Genomic DNA, 14,554 nt, shown 5'->3' with positions numbered 1-14,554 from the left:
GCGGCGGACCTTTTCCCCAACGACGAACGGCAACGAGGAGCGCCATCGCGATGGACAAGAAGCTGGACCTGACCGGAATCGTGCTGTTCGCGAGCCTCGCGCTGATCATCGGACTGCAGTTGCTGTCGCTCAGGTCGTCGACGCCGCAGATTGCGTACAGCGATTTCCAGAAACTGCTCGACGAACGCCAGATCGACGACCTGACGATCAGCCCGACGCTAATCACCGGCGGGCTGCGTTCGTCCGACGCGCACGGCTTGCTGCCGGCGTCCGACGCGGCCGCGATCTCGGCCGAGGGCGCGCCGTACCGCTTCACGACGCTGCGCGTCGCGGACGACGGCCTGGCCGCGCGGCTCACGGCGGCCGGCGTCCGCTATCGCGGCGCGACCGACGGCGGCTGGTCGGACTCCTTGCTCGGCTGGCTCGCGCCGCTTCTCGTGTTCGGCCTGCTGTGGGGCTTCATGATGCGGCGCGGCGGCGGCGCGCGCGACTATACCGGCATCGGCAAGAGCAAGCCGCGCGTGTACATGCAGAAGGAGACCGGCACCACCTTCGACGACATCGCCGGCATCGACGAGGCGAAAGCCGAGCTTCAGCAACTCGTGTCGTTCCTGTGCCATCCCGAACGCTACCGGCGGCTCGGCGGCAAGATCCCGAAAGGCGCGCTGATCGTCGGCGCGCCCGGCACCGGCAAGACGCTGCTCGCGAAGGCCGTGGCCGGCGAGGCGGGCGTGCCGTTCTTCACCGTCAGCGGGTCCGCGTTCGTCGAGATGTTCGTCGGCGTCGGCGCGGCGCGCGTGCGCGACCTGTTCGAGCAGGCGCAGCAGAAAGCGCCGTGCATCGTGTTCATCGACGAACTCGACGCGCTCGGCAAGGTGCGGGGCGCGTCGCCGCTGTCCGGCAACGACGAGCGCGAGCAGACGCTGAACCAGTTGCTGGTCGAGATGGACGGCTTCCAGGCGAATACCGGCGTCATCATCCTTGCGGCCACGAACCGGCCGGAGATTCTCGATCCGGCGCTGCTGCGTCCCGGCCGCTTCGACCGGCACATCGTGATCGACCGGCCCGACCTGACCGGCCGCCGCCAGATTCTCGACGTGCATACGCGCCGCGTGAAGCTCGCGCCGGACGTCGATCTGGCCGAACTTGCCGCGCGCACGCCGGGTTTCGTCGGCGCGGACCTTGCGAACATCGTGAACGAAGCCGCGCTGCACGCCGCCGAGGCGGACCGGCCGGCGGTCACGATGGCCGACTTCGACGAGGCGATCGACTGCGCGATGGCCGGCGCCGAGCGCAAGAGCCGCGTAATGAACGAGCAGGAGAAACTGACGATCGCGTATCACGAAGCCGGCCATGCGCTCGTCGCGCAGAGCCGCGCGAACTGCGATCCGGTGAAGAAGGTGTCGATCATTCCGCGCGGCGTCGCGGCGCTCGGTTATACGCAGCAGGTGCCGACCGAGGATCGCTACGTGCTGCGGCGAAGCGAACTGCTCGACCGGCTCGATACGCTGCTCGGCGGGCGGGTGGCGGAGGAACTGGTGTTCGGCGATGCGTCGACCGGCGCGGAGAACGACCTGGAGCGCGCGACCGCGATGGCCTGGCACATGGTCGCGCGTTACGGGATGAGCGAGCGGCTCGGGCTCGTCACCTGCGCGGACGGCGACGGGCAGCCGGGCGCGTTCGTGCCGGCCGGCTACAGCGTGCGCTGCGGGCCGCAGACGGCGCAACGGATCGACGACGAGGTGCGCCGGCTGCTGGACGATGCGCGGGCGAGGGTGGCGAGCACGCTGAGCGAGCGGCGAGCGGCGCTCGACCGGGTCGCGCGGCGGCTGCTCGAATGCGAAGTGCTCGATCATGACACGCTGGTTGCGTTGATCGATGGGACGGAGGAGACGGCCGCGCGGGCGATGCCGGTCGTTGCGGTCGCCGGGAAAAATGCCGAAGCGCTGGTGCCGGCTGTGACGTCCGGTGCGCCGCAGCCGGTTGCGGACGGGGCGGCTTCGTAACGGGGCGGCGTGTCGTAGAAGCATGTCCTGGGAGCGAACCATAGAGTTCGCACAGTGCCCACAATAAATCAATTATTTAGTGAATCGTTCACGCAGTCGAAAGCGGTCCCCGAGTCACCGTCAGTGTGAAATATTCGACCCGCACTTCTGCGCCAACCGAACTGGAAAACGAGGCGATCTTCTTTCGCGGCCAGTCGCTGCCCCAAGGGTGCGCCTCCTCTAGCGCACTGACGGCGGATGTGTATTCGGCGGAATTGAAGTCATCAAGAATTTTCAATCGATAGACTATGTTCTCTGCGGCAAAGCCATTCGCCAGACAGCGCGACGCGCCTTCGAATACCAGTTGCGCCTGATCTGCCCTTGTTGTCGCCGTGCAAGACAATAGCAACGGTTTTCATCCCGGCTTCGACAGCGATTCCGACGAGAAACCAATCGCGAAATGAGGGGTATTGTTTCATTGTGGCTTCCCGTTAGGGGTTCCAGGGGCTGAAGGGAACGACATAATCACCCGAATCACGTCCGCCAAGTCCTCAATTATGGGCGTGAGCCTGGCCACGATGAATCAGGGCGGCTCTCTCGCGTCACGCCTGAAATCACGCACGGCGCGATGTGGTTTCCGATAACCCAGAACTCCGAATAACGAATTCCACCGATACCGCCAAAGCACCGCCCACCTCCACCCCCGCCACTTGACGCACGTCAATCGATCCACCGCTTTGCCCCGTACAGTGGCCTGCATCGCACGGACGTTCACTCCGGAATCCACACCCATGGCCTTACACGATCTGCGCACGAAGATCGCAATCGCGCTCGCACTGCTGCTCGCGCTGACCGCGGCCGGCGGTTACGCGGCGCTGCGCCTGCCGTCGCTGTTCGGCGCGCGGCACGCCGGTCCCGCGCCGATCGACGTGTCCGGCAACATCGAGGCGCACGAGAGCATGCTGAGCGTCACGCAGGTGCAGGCGCCGATCGTCTATCTGCCGTTCGACGAAGGCGCGCGCGTCGCGCGCGGCACGGTGCTCGCGCGCGTGGACGACCGCCTGTACCGCCGCCAGGTCGACATCGACCAGGCGAACCTCGACGTGCAGCTCGCGCAGGTCGATGCGAGCCGCAGCAATCTCGTGGCCGTCGAGCACAGCGTCGTCAGCGACCGTTTCGATCTGTCGGAGAAGCGGCTCGACGCGTCGCGCGCCGACGTGCTGGCCGCGCATCAGGCGGTTTCGCAGCAGAGCAGCGACCTCGCGCGCACCGCCGAGCGCCAGTCCGCCGCGACGCTCGCGCACGACGTCGCCCTCGTCGCCGCCGCGCGCAACAACGTCGCGCTGGCGCTGGCGAACGTCGAGGCGGCGCGCGCGCGTCTGCGCCAGGACGAGACGATGCTGTCGTACACCGAACTGCGCGCGCCGTTCGACGGCGTGATCGCGGTGCGCGAAGCGGAACTCGGTCAACTGGCCGGCCCCGGCGTCGCGATCATGACGCTCGACGAACTCGACCACGTGTGGCTGCGCGCGTACGTGAACGAGCCGGACATCGGCCGCATCCGGCTCGGCGAGGCGGTGGACGTGCGCACCGACGCGTATCCGTCGAAGGTCTATCGCGGCCGCATCAGCTTCGTGTCGCCGCAGGCCGAGTTCACGCCGAAGACCGTCGAGACCCATGCGGAACGAGTGACGCTGGTCTACCGCATCCGCATCGACATCGACAACCCGACCCACGAACTGCTGCCCGGCATGCCGGCCGACGCGTCGATGACCCCGCTCGCGAGCGGCCGATGAGCGCCGCGGCGAACAGCGACGCCGATACGGCCAATACGCCCGCCGCGGCGATCGTGGTGGAGAGCGTCGCGCGCCGCTTCGGCAGACTCGAAGCCGTGCGCGGCGTGAGCGTCACGATCGCCCGCGGCGAAATCTTCGGGCTGGTCGGCCCGGACGGCGCGGGCAAGACGACGCTGATGCGGATGCTCGCCGGCGTGCTGCGGCCGGACGCGGGCCGCATCGTGCTCGAAGGCATCGACGTGGCCGCCGATCCCGAGCGCGCGAAGACGTCGCTCAGCTACATGCCGCAGCGTTTCGGGCTGTATGAGGACCTGACCGTCGCGGAAAACGTGTTCTTCTACGGCGAACTGTTCGAGGTGCCGCGCGACCGCTATCGCACGCGCTCCGCCGAACTGCTCGACGCGGCAGGTCTCGCGCCGTTCCGGCGGCGGCTCGCGGGCCAGTTGTCGGGCGGGATGAAGCAGAAGCTCGGGCTCGTCTGCGCGCTGATCCATACGCCGAAGGTGCTGCTGCTCGACGAGCCGACGACCGGCGTCGATCCGGTGTCGCGCCGCGACTTCTGGGCGATCCTGTACCGGCTGCGCGAGGAAGGCGTGACGATCGTGATGTCCACCGCGTACATGGACGAGGCGGAACGCTGTTCGCGGCTCGCGCTGCTGTACGGCGGCGCGGTGCGCGAATGCGATACGCCGGCGCGGCTGAAGGCGCGGATGCCCGGCGCGCTGCTGGCCGTACAGGCGGACCGTCCGCGCGACGCGTATGCGGCGCTCGACGGCTTGCCCGGCGTGCTCGGCCTGCTGCTGATGGGCGACCGCGTGCACGTGCGCGTCGACGACGCCGCGCGGCGCACGCCGGAAGTGGCGGCGCGATTGAACGAACGAGGCGTCGCGGGCGTGTCGATCGCGACGGTCGAGCCGGGCATCGAGGACGTGTTCGTCGCGCTGATCGGGGAGGCCGCATGAGCGCGAATCGGCGCGATCCGGCCTCCGTGAATGCGGCGGACGGGCAGCCGCCGGAAGGCCCGGTCGTCGTCACGTCCGGCCTCACGAAACGCTTCGGCAGCTTCACGGCGGTGGACCGGCTCGACCTGTCGATCGCGCGCGGCGAGGTGGTCGGTTTCATCGGCCCGAACGGCGCGGGCAAGTCCACGACGATCCGGCTGCTGTGCGGGCTGCTCGCGCCGAGCGCGGGCAGCGCGACGGTCGCCGGCTTCGACGTCGGCACGCAGCCCGAGGCGGTGCGCGCGCACATCGGCTACATGTCGCAGAAGTTCTCGCTGTACGGCGACCTGACGTGCCGCGAGAACCTGCGGTTTTTCGCGGGCATCTATCGCGTGCCGCGCGACGTGCTCGACGAGCGGATGGCGTTTGCGATCTCGATGGCCGGCCTCGAAGGCCGCGAGGACGCGCTGGTCGGCACGCTCGCGGGCGGCTGGCGGCAGCGGCTCGCGCTCGGCTGCGCGATCCTGCACCGGCCGCCGGTGCTGTTCCTCGACGAGCCGACGTCGGGCGTCGAACCGCAGGCGCGGCGGCGCTTCTGGGACCTGATCCATCGCCTGGCCGGTGACGGCGTGACGGTGCTCGTGTCCACCCACTACATGGACGAGGCCGAATACTGCAACCGCATCGCGCTGATCGACGCGGGGCGGCTGATCGCGATCGGCAGCCCCGGCGAACTGCGCGCGCAGCAACTGGGCGGCACGCTGTTCGAGTGCGCGTGTCCCGCGCCGGGCGAGGCGGTCGCCGCGCTGCGCGGCCAGCCGGGCGTGCTCGACGCGTCGATCTTCGGCGACCGGCTGCACGTGCTGGTCGCAAACGGCGGGGCTGACACGATCGTGCAGGCGCTCGCGCGCGCGGGCATCGACGCGCAGCCGCCGCTCGAAATCCGCCCGAGCCTCGAAGACGTGTTCGTGCAACTGGTCGAGCGCACCGAGCGCGCGCGGAGCGCCGCATGAGCCTGCGCCGGCTGATCGCGATGGCGTACAAGGAGACGCTGCAGATCTGGCGCGACCCGCGCAGCCTGGCGATCGCGCTGCTGATGCCGATGATGCAGATGGCGCTGCTCGGTTACGGCGTGAGCCTCGACATCCGCCACGTGCCGCTGTGCGTGCACGACGAGGAGCGCAGCCAGGCGAGCCGCGAACTGGTCGAACGGTTCGTCGCGTCCGGCTGGTTCTCGGCGGTGCGGCTCGCCGGCAGCGAGCGCGACGTGCGCGCCGCGCTCGACCGCCGCGAATGCAGCGGCGTCGTCACGATTCCGGTCGACTTCTCGCGCACGCTCGCGCGCACCGGCAACGCGACCGTGCAGACCGTGTTCGACGCGAGCGACACCAACACGACCAACATCGCGACCGGCTACGCGCAGGGCGTGATCGCGCAGACGACCGCCGACTTCGGTACGCGGTGGGCGCAGGCGCATGGACTTCAGCCGCAGACCTTCGGCGCGGTCGATATCGAATCGCGGGTCTGGTACAACGAGGGGCTCGACAGCCGCAACTTCATCATTCCGGGCGTCGTCGCGGTGATCCTCGCGCTGGTCGGCGCGCAGCTCACGTCGCTGACCGTCGCGCGCGAATGGGAGCGCGGCACGATGGAACAGTTGATCTCGACGCCGGTGAAGCCGCTCGAAGTGATGTTCGGCAAGCTCGCGCCATACTTCGCGATCGGCTTCGCGAACGCCGCGTTCTGCCTCCTCGTCACCGTGTACTGGTTCGGCGTGCCGTTTCGCGGCAGCGTGCTGACGCTGCTCGCGATCACCGCGCTGTTCACGCTGGTCGTGCTCGGCATCGGTTATCTGATGTCGGTGCGGATTCGCAGCCAGCTCGGCGCGAGCCAGATCGCGCTGCTGCTGACGATGATGCCGACCACGATGCTGTCCGGCTACACGTTCGCGATCGAGCAGATGCCGAAGCCGGTGCAGGCGGTCACGTTCCTCGTCTACGCGCGTTATTACGTGACGATGCTGCGCGCGGTGTTCCTGAAGGGCAGCCCGCTCGCGGACATCGGCTGGCCGTTCGCGGCGCTCGCGCTGTATGCGGCCGTGATCGTGTGGCTCAGCGTGCGCGCGTTCCGCAAGCACCTCGACTGACCGGACGCGACCATGTTCGAACGCGTGCACGCGATGCTGGTGAAGGAGTTCCTCGAACTGCGCCGCGACCGCTGGGCGATGTTCCGGCTCGTCGTGCCGCTCGCGATCCAGGTGCTGGTGTACGGCTACGCGGCGACCTTCACCGTGAACCACGTGCCGACCGCCGTGCTCGACCTCGACCACAGCGCCGCGAGTCGCGAGCTGGTGTCGCACTTCGTCGCGACCGGCCGCTTCGACGTGATCGACGCGGCGCACTCGCAGCGCGAACTCGGCCGCGACGTGGACACCGGCCGCGCGAGCGTCGCGGTCGTGATCCACGCGGGTTTCGCGCAGTATCTGCAGAACGGCCGGCGCGCGCCGTTGCAGGTGATCGTGGACGGCACCAACTCGAACACCGCGCTGATCGCGCTCGGCTACGTGAACCAGGTGGTCGCGCAGTTCCAGGCCGACTGGGCGCGCGAAGCGTGGCCGCGCGACGCGGGCGCCGCGCCGCCCGCGCTTGCGGTCGCGCTGCACGAGCGGCCGTGGTTCAACCCGGGCATCGACGACCGCTGGTTCTTCATCCCGGGCGTGGTCGGCACGCTGACGCTGATCCAGGTCGTGAGCCTGACCGCGTTCGCGGTGGTGCGCGAACGCGAGGTCGGCACGCTCGAACAGATCATGGTGAGTCCGATCCGGCCGGTCGAATTCATCCTCGGCAAGACCGTGCCGTTTTTCCTGATCGGGCTGGGCGACGTCGCGATCGTGACCGCGATCGGCATCGGCTGGTTTCGCGTGCCGTTCGTCGGCAACTGGCTCGTGATGCTCGCGGCCGTCACGCTGTTCCTGCTCGCGACGCTCGGCATCGGCCTGCTGCTGTCGACGTTTTCGCGCACGCAGCAGCAGGCGTTCGCGCTGAACTTCTTTCTCGTGAATCCGCTGTTCATCCTGTCGGGTTTCGCGTTTCCGATCGACGCGATGCCGCGCGTGCTGCAATGGCTGACGTTCGCGAACCCGCTGCGTTATTTCCTCGTCGTGCTGCGCGACGAGTTCCTGAAGGGCGTCGGCATCGGCGTGCTGTGGCCGCAGTTCGCCGGGCTCGCGGTGCTCAGCGTCGTGATGCTCGGCGCGAGCGTGCTGCGGTTCCGCAAGTCGCTGGATTGAGCGCGGCGTCCGCGGGCGCTTGACGTGAATCAAGCGGTTAACGGCGAGCCATAGCACCCTCGCCGTATGGACCGCGACGGCCGTGAAGGCGCGCGGCGCGGACGGCACAACGAACCAGGAGAAAGCGATGGACTGGCTGGCGGAGTTCTTCAGGCAAAAGACGGCGACGATCAACCTGTCGTTGTGGGCGTATCCGCCGCTCGCGCTCGGGCCGGACGGTCCGGTCGCGCCGCAGGGGTACTGCCTGCCGTATCCGGGCGTGCCGCTCGCATATGTGCCGGCTTCGACGGTCGAGCGCGACGGCGCGACGTGGACGCTGCCCGCGCATTACCGGACGAGCGGGCCGCTCGTCACGCATATTGCCGGGCCAGGCGACAACGGCGGCGGCGCGCCGGCGCTGTTCCGCTCGGTCGCGATCTATGCGCCGTCGCCCTTGAACGAGCACGCGCTGGTCCGCATCAACGACACGTTTGCGTTCGTGCCGCTCTTTTCGGCCGACGGCGCGCCGGGGTTCACCGGCACGAGCTTCGGTGAAACCGGACTCGATGCGCTGCCGCCGTCGATGAAGCTGCCGTGGACGTTCGATGGCTACGTGACGATCTGAACGACGACAACGACAAAACCACAGGGAACCCGATGACCGGCATCGTCACCGTGACGTTGAATCCCGCGATCGACGTCGCAACGTCCGTCGCGCAGGTGACCGACACGCACAAGCTGCGCTGCGCGTGTGCGCGGCGCGACCCGGGCGGCGGCGGGATCAACGTCGCGCGCGTGATCCGGCGGCTCGGCGGCGACTGCGTGGCGCTGTATCTCGCGGGCGGCGCGGTCGGGCAGATGCTGCAACGGATGCTCGACGCGGAACAGGTGCGCAGCGCGTGCATCGGGATCGCCGGCGACACGCGCGAGAACTTTTCGGTGCGAGAGACGACGACCGGCCGCGAATATCGCTTCGTGCTGCCGGGGCCGGTCGTCGGCGCGGACGAATGGGAGCGGGTGCTGCGCCACGTCGAGTCGCTCGATCCGCCGCCCCGTTATCTGGTGCTGAGCGGCAGCCTGCCGCCGGGCTTGCCCGACGACGCGTATGCGAACCTCGCACGGATCGCCCGCGCGCGCGGCGCGCGCGTGGTGCTCGACACGTCCGGCCCCGCGCTGAAGAAAGCGTTGAACGAACGCGTATTCCTCGTGAAGCCGAGCCTGAGCGAACTGCGCGAGCTGACCGGCGCGCCGCTCGAAACGGAGGACGAATGGCGCGGCGCGGCCGCGCGGATCGTTCGCGACGGACGCGCGGAAGTCGTCGCGCTGACGCTCGGCGAACGCGGCGCGATGGTCGTCGCGGCCGGCCTCACGCTGCGCGCGGATGCGCTGCCGATGGCGGTGTCCAGCGCGATCGGCGCGGGCGACAGCTTTGTCGGCGCGATGGTGTGGGCGCTCGATCGGGGCGATGCGCTCGACGTCGCGTTCCGTCATGCGGTCGCGGCCGCGTCCGCGACGCTGCTCGCGCAAGGCACCGCGTTGTGCCGGCCCGACGATCAGCAGCGGCTGTATCGGGTGCTTCAGGACCAGCCGCTGCACGACAGCCGGGCCGGCCCCACTCCGGCGACGCTCTGCGTGGAAGCCAGCCCGCGGCTGTAAGTCCCTCTTCAAAGCGTATCCGGCGATACCGCGTTACCGCATGCGCGACGCTCGTTGTGCAAACGGGCCACGCTTCTGCTTCGGACATCGACGCACACCGATGTCCGGCTGGATCGTCGCGCATCTGTTAGCTCCGCTTCATACGCTGTGCAGCGCGCGCCGCTTACCGGCGCGCGGCGCGGCCGTTACGCTTCGTTCATGGCGCGCCGCGTCCCGTGGCGCGCACGAGCGGAACCCTCATGGCGAAGCTGATCGCGAGGTATCGGCATCCGGACGATCCGGCTGCATTCGACCACCACTACTTCAACGTGCACGTGCCGCTCGCGCGCCAGTTGCCGGGGCTGACCGGCTACGAGGTCAATCGCGGCGACGTGGGTGGCGGCGCATGGCATCTCGTCGCGATCCTGACGTTCCGCTCGTTCGACGCGATGACGGCCGCGCTCGAATCGGAGATCGGCCACGCGGCGCACCATGACCTCGCGAATTTCGCGGGCGCGGGCGTCGAAGCGATCGCGTTCGACACGCAGGCCGCGTGAGCGACGGCCGCCACCATTCAACATCGGGCCATGCAACGCGATGCGTGTTCGGCCCGTTCCTTCGAGGAGTCCACGATGAGCAACGAACAGCCGTTCAAACGGGTGTGGCTAATTACCGGCGCGGCGCGCGGCCTGGGCGCACAGATTGCCGGCGCGGCGCTCGCGGACGGCAACGCGGTGATCGCGGCCGGCCGCAATACGGCGGCGATCGTCGAACGCTTCGGCGACAACCCGGCGGTATTGCCGGTGAAGCTGGACGTGACCGACGAAGCGCGGGCCCGCGCGGCGGCCCAAGCGGGGCTTGCCCGTTTCGGCCGCATCGACGTGCTGGTGAACAACGCGGGTTTCGGGCTGCTCGGCGCGGTCGAGGAGTCGAGCGACGCCGAAGCGCGGCGCATGTACGACACGAACGTGTTCGGCCTGTTGAACGTCACGCGCGCGGTGCTGCCGGCGATGCGCGCGCGGCGCTCGGGGCATGTTATCAACGTGTCGTCGATCGGCGGCTTTCGCGCGTCGGCGGGGTTCGGCGTGTACTGCTCGACGAAGTTCGCCGTCGAGGGGCTGACCGAGGCGCTGCACGCGGAACTGGCGCCGCTCGGCATTCACGCGACGGTGATCGAGCCGGGTTACTTCCGCACCGAGTTTCTCGATGCGTCGTCGCTCGTCGTGTCGCCGAACGTGATCGCGGATTACGCGGCGACCTCGGGCGCGACCCGCGAGCGGGCGGCGGGATTGAACCGTCAGCAGCCGGGCGATCCGGCGAAACTCGCGGCGGCGCTGGTGACGCTGGTGGACAGCAACGAGCCGCCGCTGCGGCTGCCGCTCGGCAACGATACGCTGGACGCGATTGCGCGGAAGCTCGCTTTTGTCGCGACGGAGACCGATGCGTGGAAGGCGCTGGCTTCCTCTACGGGGTTTGCGGGGTAGGGGCGATGACGCGACGCGTGGGTCGATGTAACGCCGACGCGTCGTTTGAAGCCGTGCGGTTTTCGTTGCGAGGCCGTGCCGTCGCAGGCATTCCCAACCGGGTTTGACGGCCGATACGTGCGCCTTGTGCGCAGACGTATCGCGCATCGCGCCGAACACGATGCGACGAACGGCGCGACAGGGTCCGACCATCCGCATCCACAGCCGCATAAAAAAACGCGACGCCCTCCGAAGCAGCCATCGGCCGCGCCATCGGGCGTCGCGTCATCCGTCAATACGACGGGCGATCAGCGCCGTTCAACCTTCCGGAAAGTCCGCGCCCGCCGACACCGTCTCCCAGCCGTCGAAATCGCGCTTCAACGCATCGAGCTTGAGCCGCGCGTTCGCGAGCGCGGCCTTGCCGAGCAGCAGGCGCAGCGGCGGGTTCTCGCTCTCGACCGTCTTCACGATCGCGTCGGCCGCGCGCACCGGGTCGCCCGGCTGTTTGCCGCTATAGCCGCGGATCATGTCGGTGCGGGCCTTCGCGGTGTTCGCGTAGTCGTCGATCGTCTGCGGCGCCTGGTTCGCGGAACGGCCCGCCCAGTCGGTGCGGAACGGACCCGGCTCCACGACCAGCACCTTGATGCCGAGCGGCGCGAGTTCCTGCGACAGCGACTCGGACAACGCCTCCACGGCGAACTTCGTCGCGTTGTAGAAGCTGAGCGCCGGGAACGCGATGATCCCGCCGACCGACGAGATGTTCACGATCGTGCCCGAACGCTGCTTGCGCATCTGCGGCAGCACCGCGCGGGTCATGTCCGCGAGGCCCCACACGTTGATGTCGAACATCGTGCGGACTTCGTCGCGCTCGCTTTCCTCGAACGAGCCGAAGTAGCCGATGCCCGCGTTGTTCACGAGCACGTCGATGCGGCCGAAGCGTTCGATTGCCGCGCGCGTCGCGGCCTCGATCTGCGCGGCCTTCATCACGTCGAGTTCGAGCACGAGCGCGAGGTCCGCGTACTCGTTCGCGAGATCGGCGAGCGTGGACGGATTGCGCGCGGTAATGACGGTCGGGTAGCCGAGGCTCAGCGTCTTGCGCGCGATCTCGCGGCCGAAACCGGTCGAGCAGCCGGTGATGAACCAGACGGGCTTGTCGTTCTGCGTAGCCATGAGTGCTCCTGTTTTCTGTGAACTGCATGAAGCGCGGATGCGCGGCGGCCGGCAAACGGAATACGGCCGCCGCGTCGCGCGGGATCTCGTGATTGTGGCGGTGCGCGGTCCTTCGCGCATCCCCCTGTGCGTGCATACCTTTTTAAGCGGTACTGCAAGCGGACGGCGTAAATCGTTTCAAGCGGGCTTTATGCGGGCCTCCAGCCGGCTTCACGCGGCGCCCGCCGTGTCGTGCTCGTAGCGCGGTGCGCCGTTCGGCCGCGCGCCTGGCGACGCCGCATGCAGCGAGTCGGCGGCAAGCGGTCCTTCCGCTAACCGGCCGTCCGCGAAATGCAGCACGCGGTCCGCGAAGCGCGCGGCCGACGGCCGGTGCGTGATGAACAGGCAGGTGCGCCCGGCGAGCCGTTCGCGCAGGCCCGCGAGCACCGCCTGTTCGGTGTGCGCGTCGAGCGCGGACGTCGCTTCGTCGAGCACGACGATCGGCGCGTCCGCGAGCAAGGCGCGCGCGAGCGCGATGCGCTGCCGCTGGCCGCCGGACAGCTTCACGCCGCGCTCGCCGACCATCGTGTCGTAACCGTCCGGCAACGCCGCGATGAAACGATCCGCATGCGCGGCCCGCGCGGCGTCCTCGACTTCCGCGCGGCTCGCATCGGGCCTCGCATACGCGATGTTGTCGAACACCGTGCGATGGAACAGGTCCGGCTGCTGCGCGGCGACCGCGATCGCGCCGCGCAATGCGTTCAGCGGCACCGTCGCCGTATCGACGCCGTCGATCGCGATGCGGCCGTGGTGCGGCTCGTACAGCCGTTGCAGCAGTTTCACCAGCGTCGATTTGCCGGTGCCGCTCGGCCCCATCACCGCGACGATCTCGCCGGGCTCGATCGACACGTTCAGATGCTCGCAGATCGCGCGCTTCGCGCCCGGATACGCGAAACCGACGTCGTCGAACACGATCCGGCCGCGCGTGAACGGCGATTCGTCGTTCATCGGCGCGACGTCTTCCGATCGTTCGTGCCGCAGCGCGACCGCATCGGATACGTCGTCGAAACCGCGCTGCAACTGCCGCACGTTCTCGCCGACGTTGCGCAGATAACCGCTCATCACGAGAAACGACGTGATCGCAAACGCGATGTCGCCCGCGTCGGCGCGCGCGTGGGTCCATGCGTTCAGCATCGCGGCGGAAAGCCCGGCGAGCAGCGCGAGCAGACACAGGTTCTGCAGCAGCCCCATGTCGATGAAACGGTTCCACGTGACGAGGATCGACGCGCGCCACGCGGCGGTCGCTTCGGCGATCCGCGCCGCTTCGCGAGGCTCGGCCGCGAAACTCTTGACCGCGCCGTTCGCGCCGAGCGAGTCGTTCAGCATGCCGCTCAACAGCCCGTCGCGCCGGTTCGACAGAAGATTCGCGGGCCGCACGTAGCGCACCGTGAGCAGCACGCTGCCGGTCACGAACACGCAGACGACGCCGAGCGCGACGAGGCCCGCAACCGGCTCGCGCCAGCACAGCGCGACGCACAGGCCGACCAGCACGACGAGCGACGGCACGAGCCAGATCGTGAATGCGTCCGTCACCGCGTCGTAGCCCCACATCGCGCGGACGACGCGCCGGATCGTCTCGCCGCCCGCGTGGTTCGCGTGCCATTCGGCGGGCGCGGCCTGCAGGCGGCCGAACACCTCGTTCGTCATCGCCTCCATGTTGAACGCGGCGATCCGCGCCCACAGCCGGAACGCGACGTTGCGGACGATCGCATACGCTGCGAACAGCAGCAGGTAGGCGCGCCAGGCGAGCCATGCGCGCGGCGCGTCGGCGGGCAGCGGCGCGACCGCCGCGATCAGCCGCGACGACGCCATCGGCAGCGACAGGTCGAGGCCGGTCCATACGAGCGTCAGCACGCACGCGAGTGCGAACGTGCGCCGGCGTTTCATCCAGAACGACCAGACGAACGCGAGCACCTCGCGGTTGGTGACGGAGCCGGGCGCGGCGCCGGGTTGCGGGTTAAAGAACGTCATTGTCGGGTGGCGGCGCGCGGCATGAAATGCCTGCGCCGGGGTCTTGCGTGGGTTCCTGTGGGAGCGACGAAGGCGGTTTCGGCGCGCGCGCTACGGGGCGGCCTGCCCGAAAAAACCTTTCATTTGCGTTATTGTCGCGAGACGCGGGCAAACAGCGATGCGCCGATGCGAGCCGCAGTATCGCATCCGCGCGCGAGCGGGAGCGAACAGATTTGCTTCAAAGCGTGTTAAGCGCCGTTGCATAGGCAGCGCGGGCCGGATCGATTACCGTGCGCTTCGGCCGGCT

The 14,554-nt window shown here is 68.7% G+C and carries 13 protein-coding genes; 10 read left to right on the top strand and 3 right to left on the bottom strand.

Annotation, left to right across the window (positions count from 1 at the left end):
- Positions 1-50 precede the first annotated feature (50 nt).
- Complete coding sequence (gene ftsH / locus BLV92_RS26665; protein ID WP_090550992.1) at positions 51-2,006, top strand: ATP-dependent zinc metalloprotease FtsH; 1,956 nt, start codon at positions 51-53, stop codon at positions 2,004-2,006.
- A gap of 263 nt (positions 2,007-2,269) precedes the next feature.
- Here ftsH and BLV92_RS31815 read toward each other — a convergent pair whose 3' ends face one another.
- On the bottom strand, positions 2,270-2,464 hold the full coding sequence (locus BLV92_RS31815; protein ID WP_143040735.1) for a hypothetical protein: 195 nt from the start codon (positions 2,462-2,464) through the stop codon (positions 2,270-2,272).
- Between the two features lie 312 nt (positions 2,465-2,776).
- On the opposite strand from BLV92_RS31815, the gene BLV92_RS26660 reads away from it, so the two are divergent.
- From BLV92_RS26660 to BLV92_RS26620, 9 genes are all read left to right on the top strand, one after another.
- Positions 2,777-3,781, top strand: a complete 1,005-nt coding sequence (locus BLV92_RS26660; protein WP_090550989.1) for an HlyD family secretion protein — start codon at positions 2,777-2,779, stop codon at positions 3,779-3,781.
- On the top strand, positions 3,778-4,743 hold the full coding sequence (locus BLV92_RS26655) for an ABC transporter ATP-binding protein (RefSeq protein ID WP_090550986.1): 966 nt from the start codon (positions 3,778-3,780) through the stop codon (positions 4,741-4,743). The genes BLV92_RS26660 and BLV92_RS26655 overlap by 4 nt, the downstream gene beginning before the upstream one ends.
- Positions 4,740-5,735 (top strand): ABC transporter ATP-binding protein, encoded by a 996-nt coding sequence (locus tag BLV92_RS26650; RefSeq protein WP_090550983.1) that lies wholly within the window; start codon positions 4,740-4,742, stop codon positions 5,733-5,735. Before BLV92_RS26655 ends, BLV92_RS26650 begins: the two co-directional genes overlap by 4 nt.
- Positions 5,732-6,868 carry an ABC transporter permease gene (locus BLV92_RS26645; protein WP_090550981.1) on the top strand — a complete coding sequence of 379 codons (1,137 nt, stop codon included), beginning with the start codon at positions 5,732-5,734 and terminating at the stop codon, positions 6,866-6,868. The genes BLV92_RS26650 and BLV92_RS26645 overlap by 4 nt, the downstream gene beginning before the upstream one ends.
- 12 nt (positions 6,869-6,880) lie before the next feature.
- Complete coding sequence (locus tag BLV92_RS26640) at positions 6,881-8,011, top strand: ABC transporter permease (protein WP_090550979.1); 1,131 nt, start codon at positions 6,881-6,883, stop codon at positions 8,009-8,011.
- A 127-nt stretch (positions 8,012-8,138) separates the two neighbouring features.
- Complete coding sequence (locus BLV92_RS26635) at positions 8,139-8,615, top strand: hypothetical protein (RefSeq protein ID WP_090551492.1); 477 nt, start codon at positions 8,139-8,141, stop codon at positions 8,613-8,615.
- A gap of 32 nt (positions 8,616-8,647) precedes the next feature.
- Positions 8,648-9,646, top strand: coding sequence for a 1-phosphofructokinase family hexose kinase (locus BLV92_RS26630; protein WP_090550976.1), 999 nt, complete (start codon positions 8,648-8,650; stop codon positions 9,644-9,646).
- 239 nt (positions 9,647-9,885) lie between these two features.
- Positions 9,886-10,182, top strand: a complete 297-nt coding sequence (locus BLV92_RS26625; RefSeq protein WP_090550974.1) for an EthD family reductase — start codon at positions 9,886-9,888, stop codon at positions 10,180-10,182.
- Between the two features lie 75 nt (positions 10,183-10,257).
- The gene (locus tag BLV92_RS26620) at positions 10,258-11,109 is read left to right on the top strand and encodes an oxidoreductase (RefSeq protein WP_090550971.1); all 852 of its coding nucleotides are present in this window, start codon (positions 10,258-10,260) and stop codon (positions 11,107-11,109) included.
- Between the two features lie 297 nt (positions 11,110-11,406).
- Here the strand turns inward: BLV92_RS26620 and BLV92_RS26615 are convergent, their stop codons facing one another.
- Together BLV92_RS26615 and BLV92_RS26610 are read right to left on the bottom strand one after the other, a co-directional pair.
- Positions 11,407-12,258: an oxidoreductase gene (locus BLV92_RS26615; protein ID WP_090550969.1), complete on the bottom strand. Its 852-nt coding sequence runs from the start codon at positions 12,256-12,258 to the stop codon at positions 11,407-11,409.
- Between the two features lie 210 nt (positions 12,259-12,468).
- On the bottom strand, positions 12,469-14,268 hold the full coding sequence (locus BLV92_RS26610) for an ABC transporter ATP-binding protein (RefSeq protein WP_090550966.1): 1,800 nt from the start codon (positions 14,266-14,268) through the stop codon (positions 12,469-12,471).
- Positions 14,269-14,554: the final 286 nt, after the last annotated feature.

The organism is Paraburkholderia caballeronis (genome assembly GCF_900104845.1).
GTDB classification, from domain to species: Bacteria; Pseudomonadota; Gammaproteobacteria; order Burkholderiales; family Burkholderiaceae; genus Paraburkholderia; species Paraburkholderia caballeronis.
This window is presented reverse-complemented; position numbering and strand designations above follow the sequence as displayed.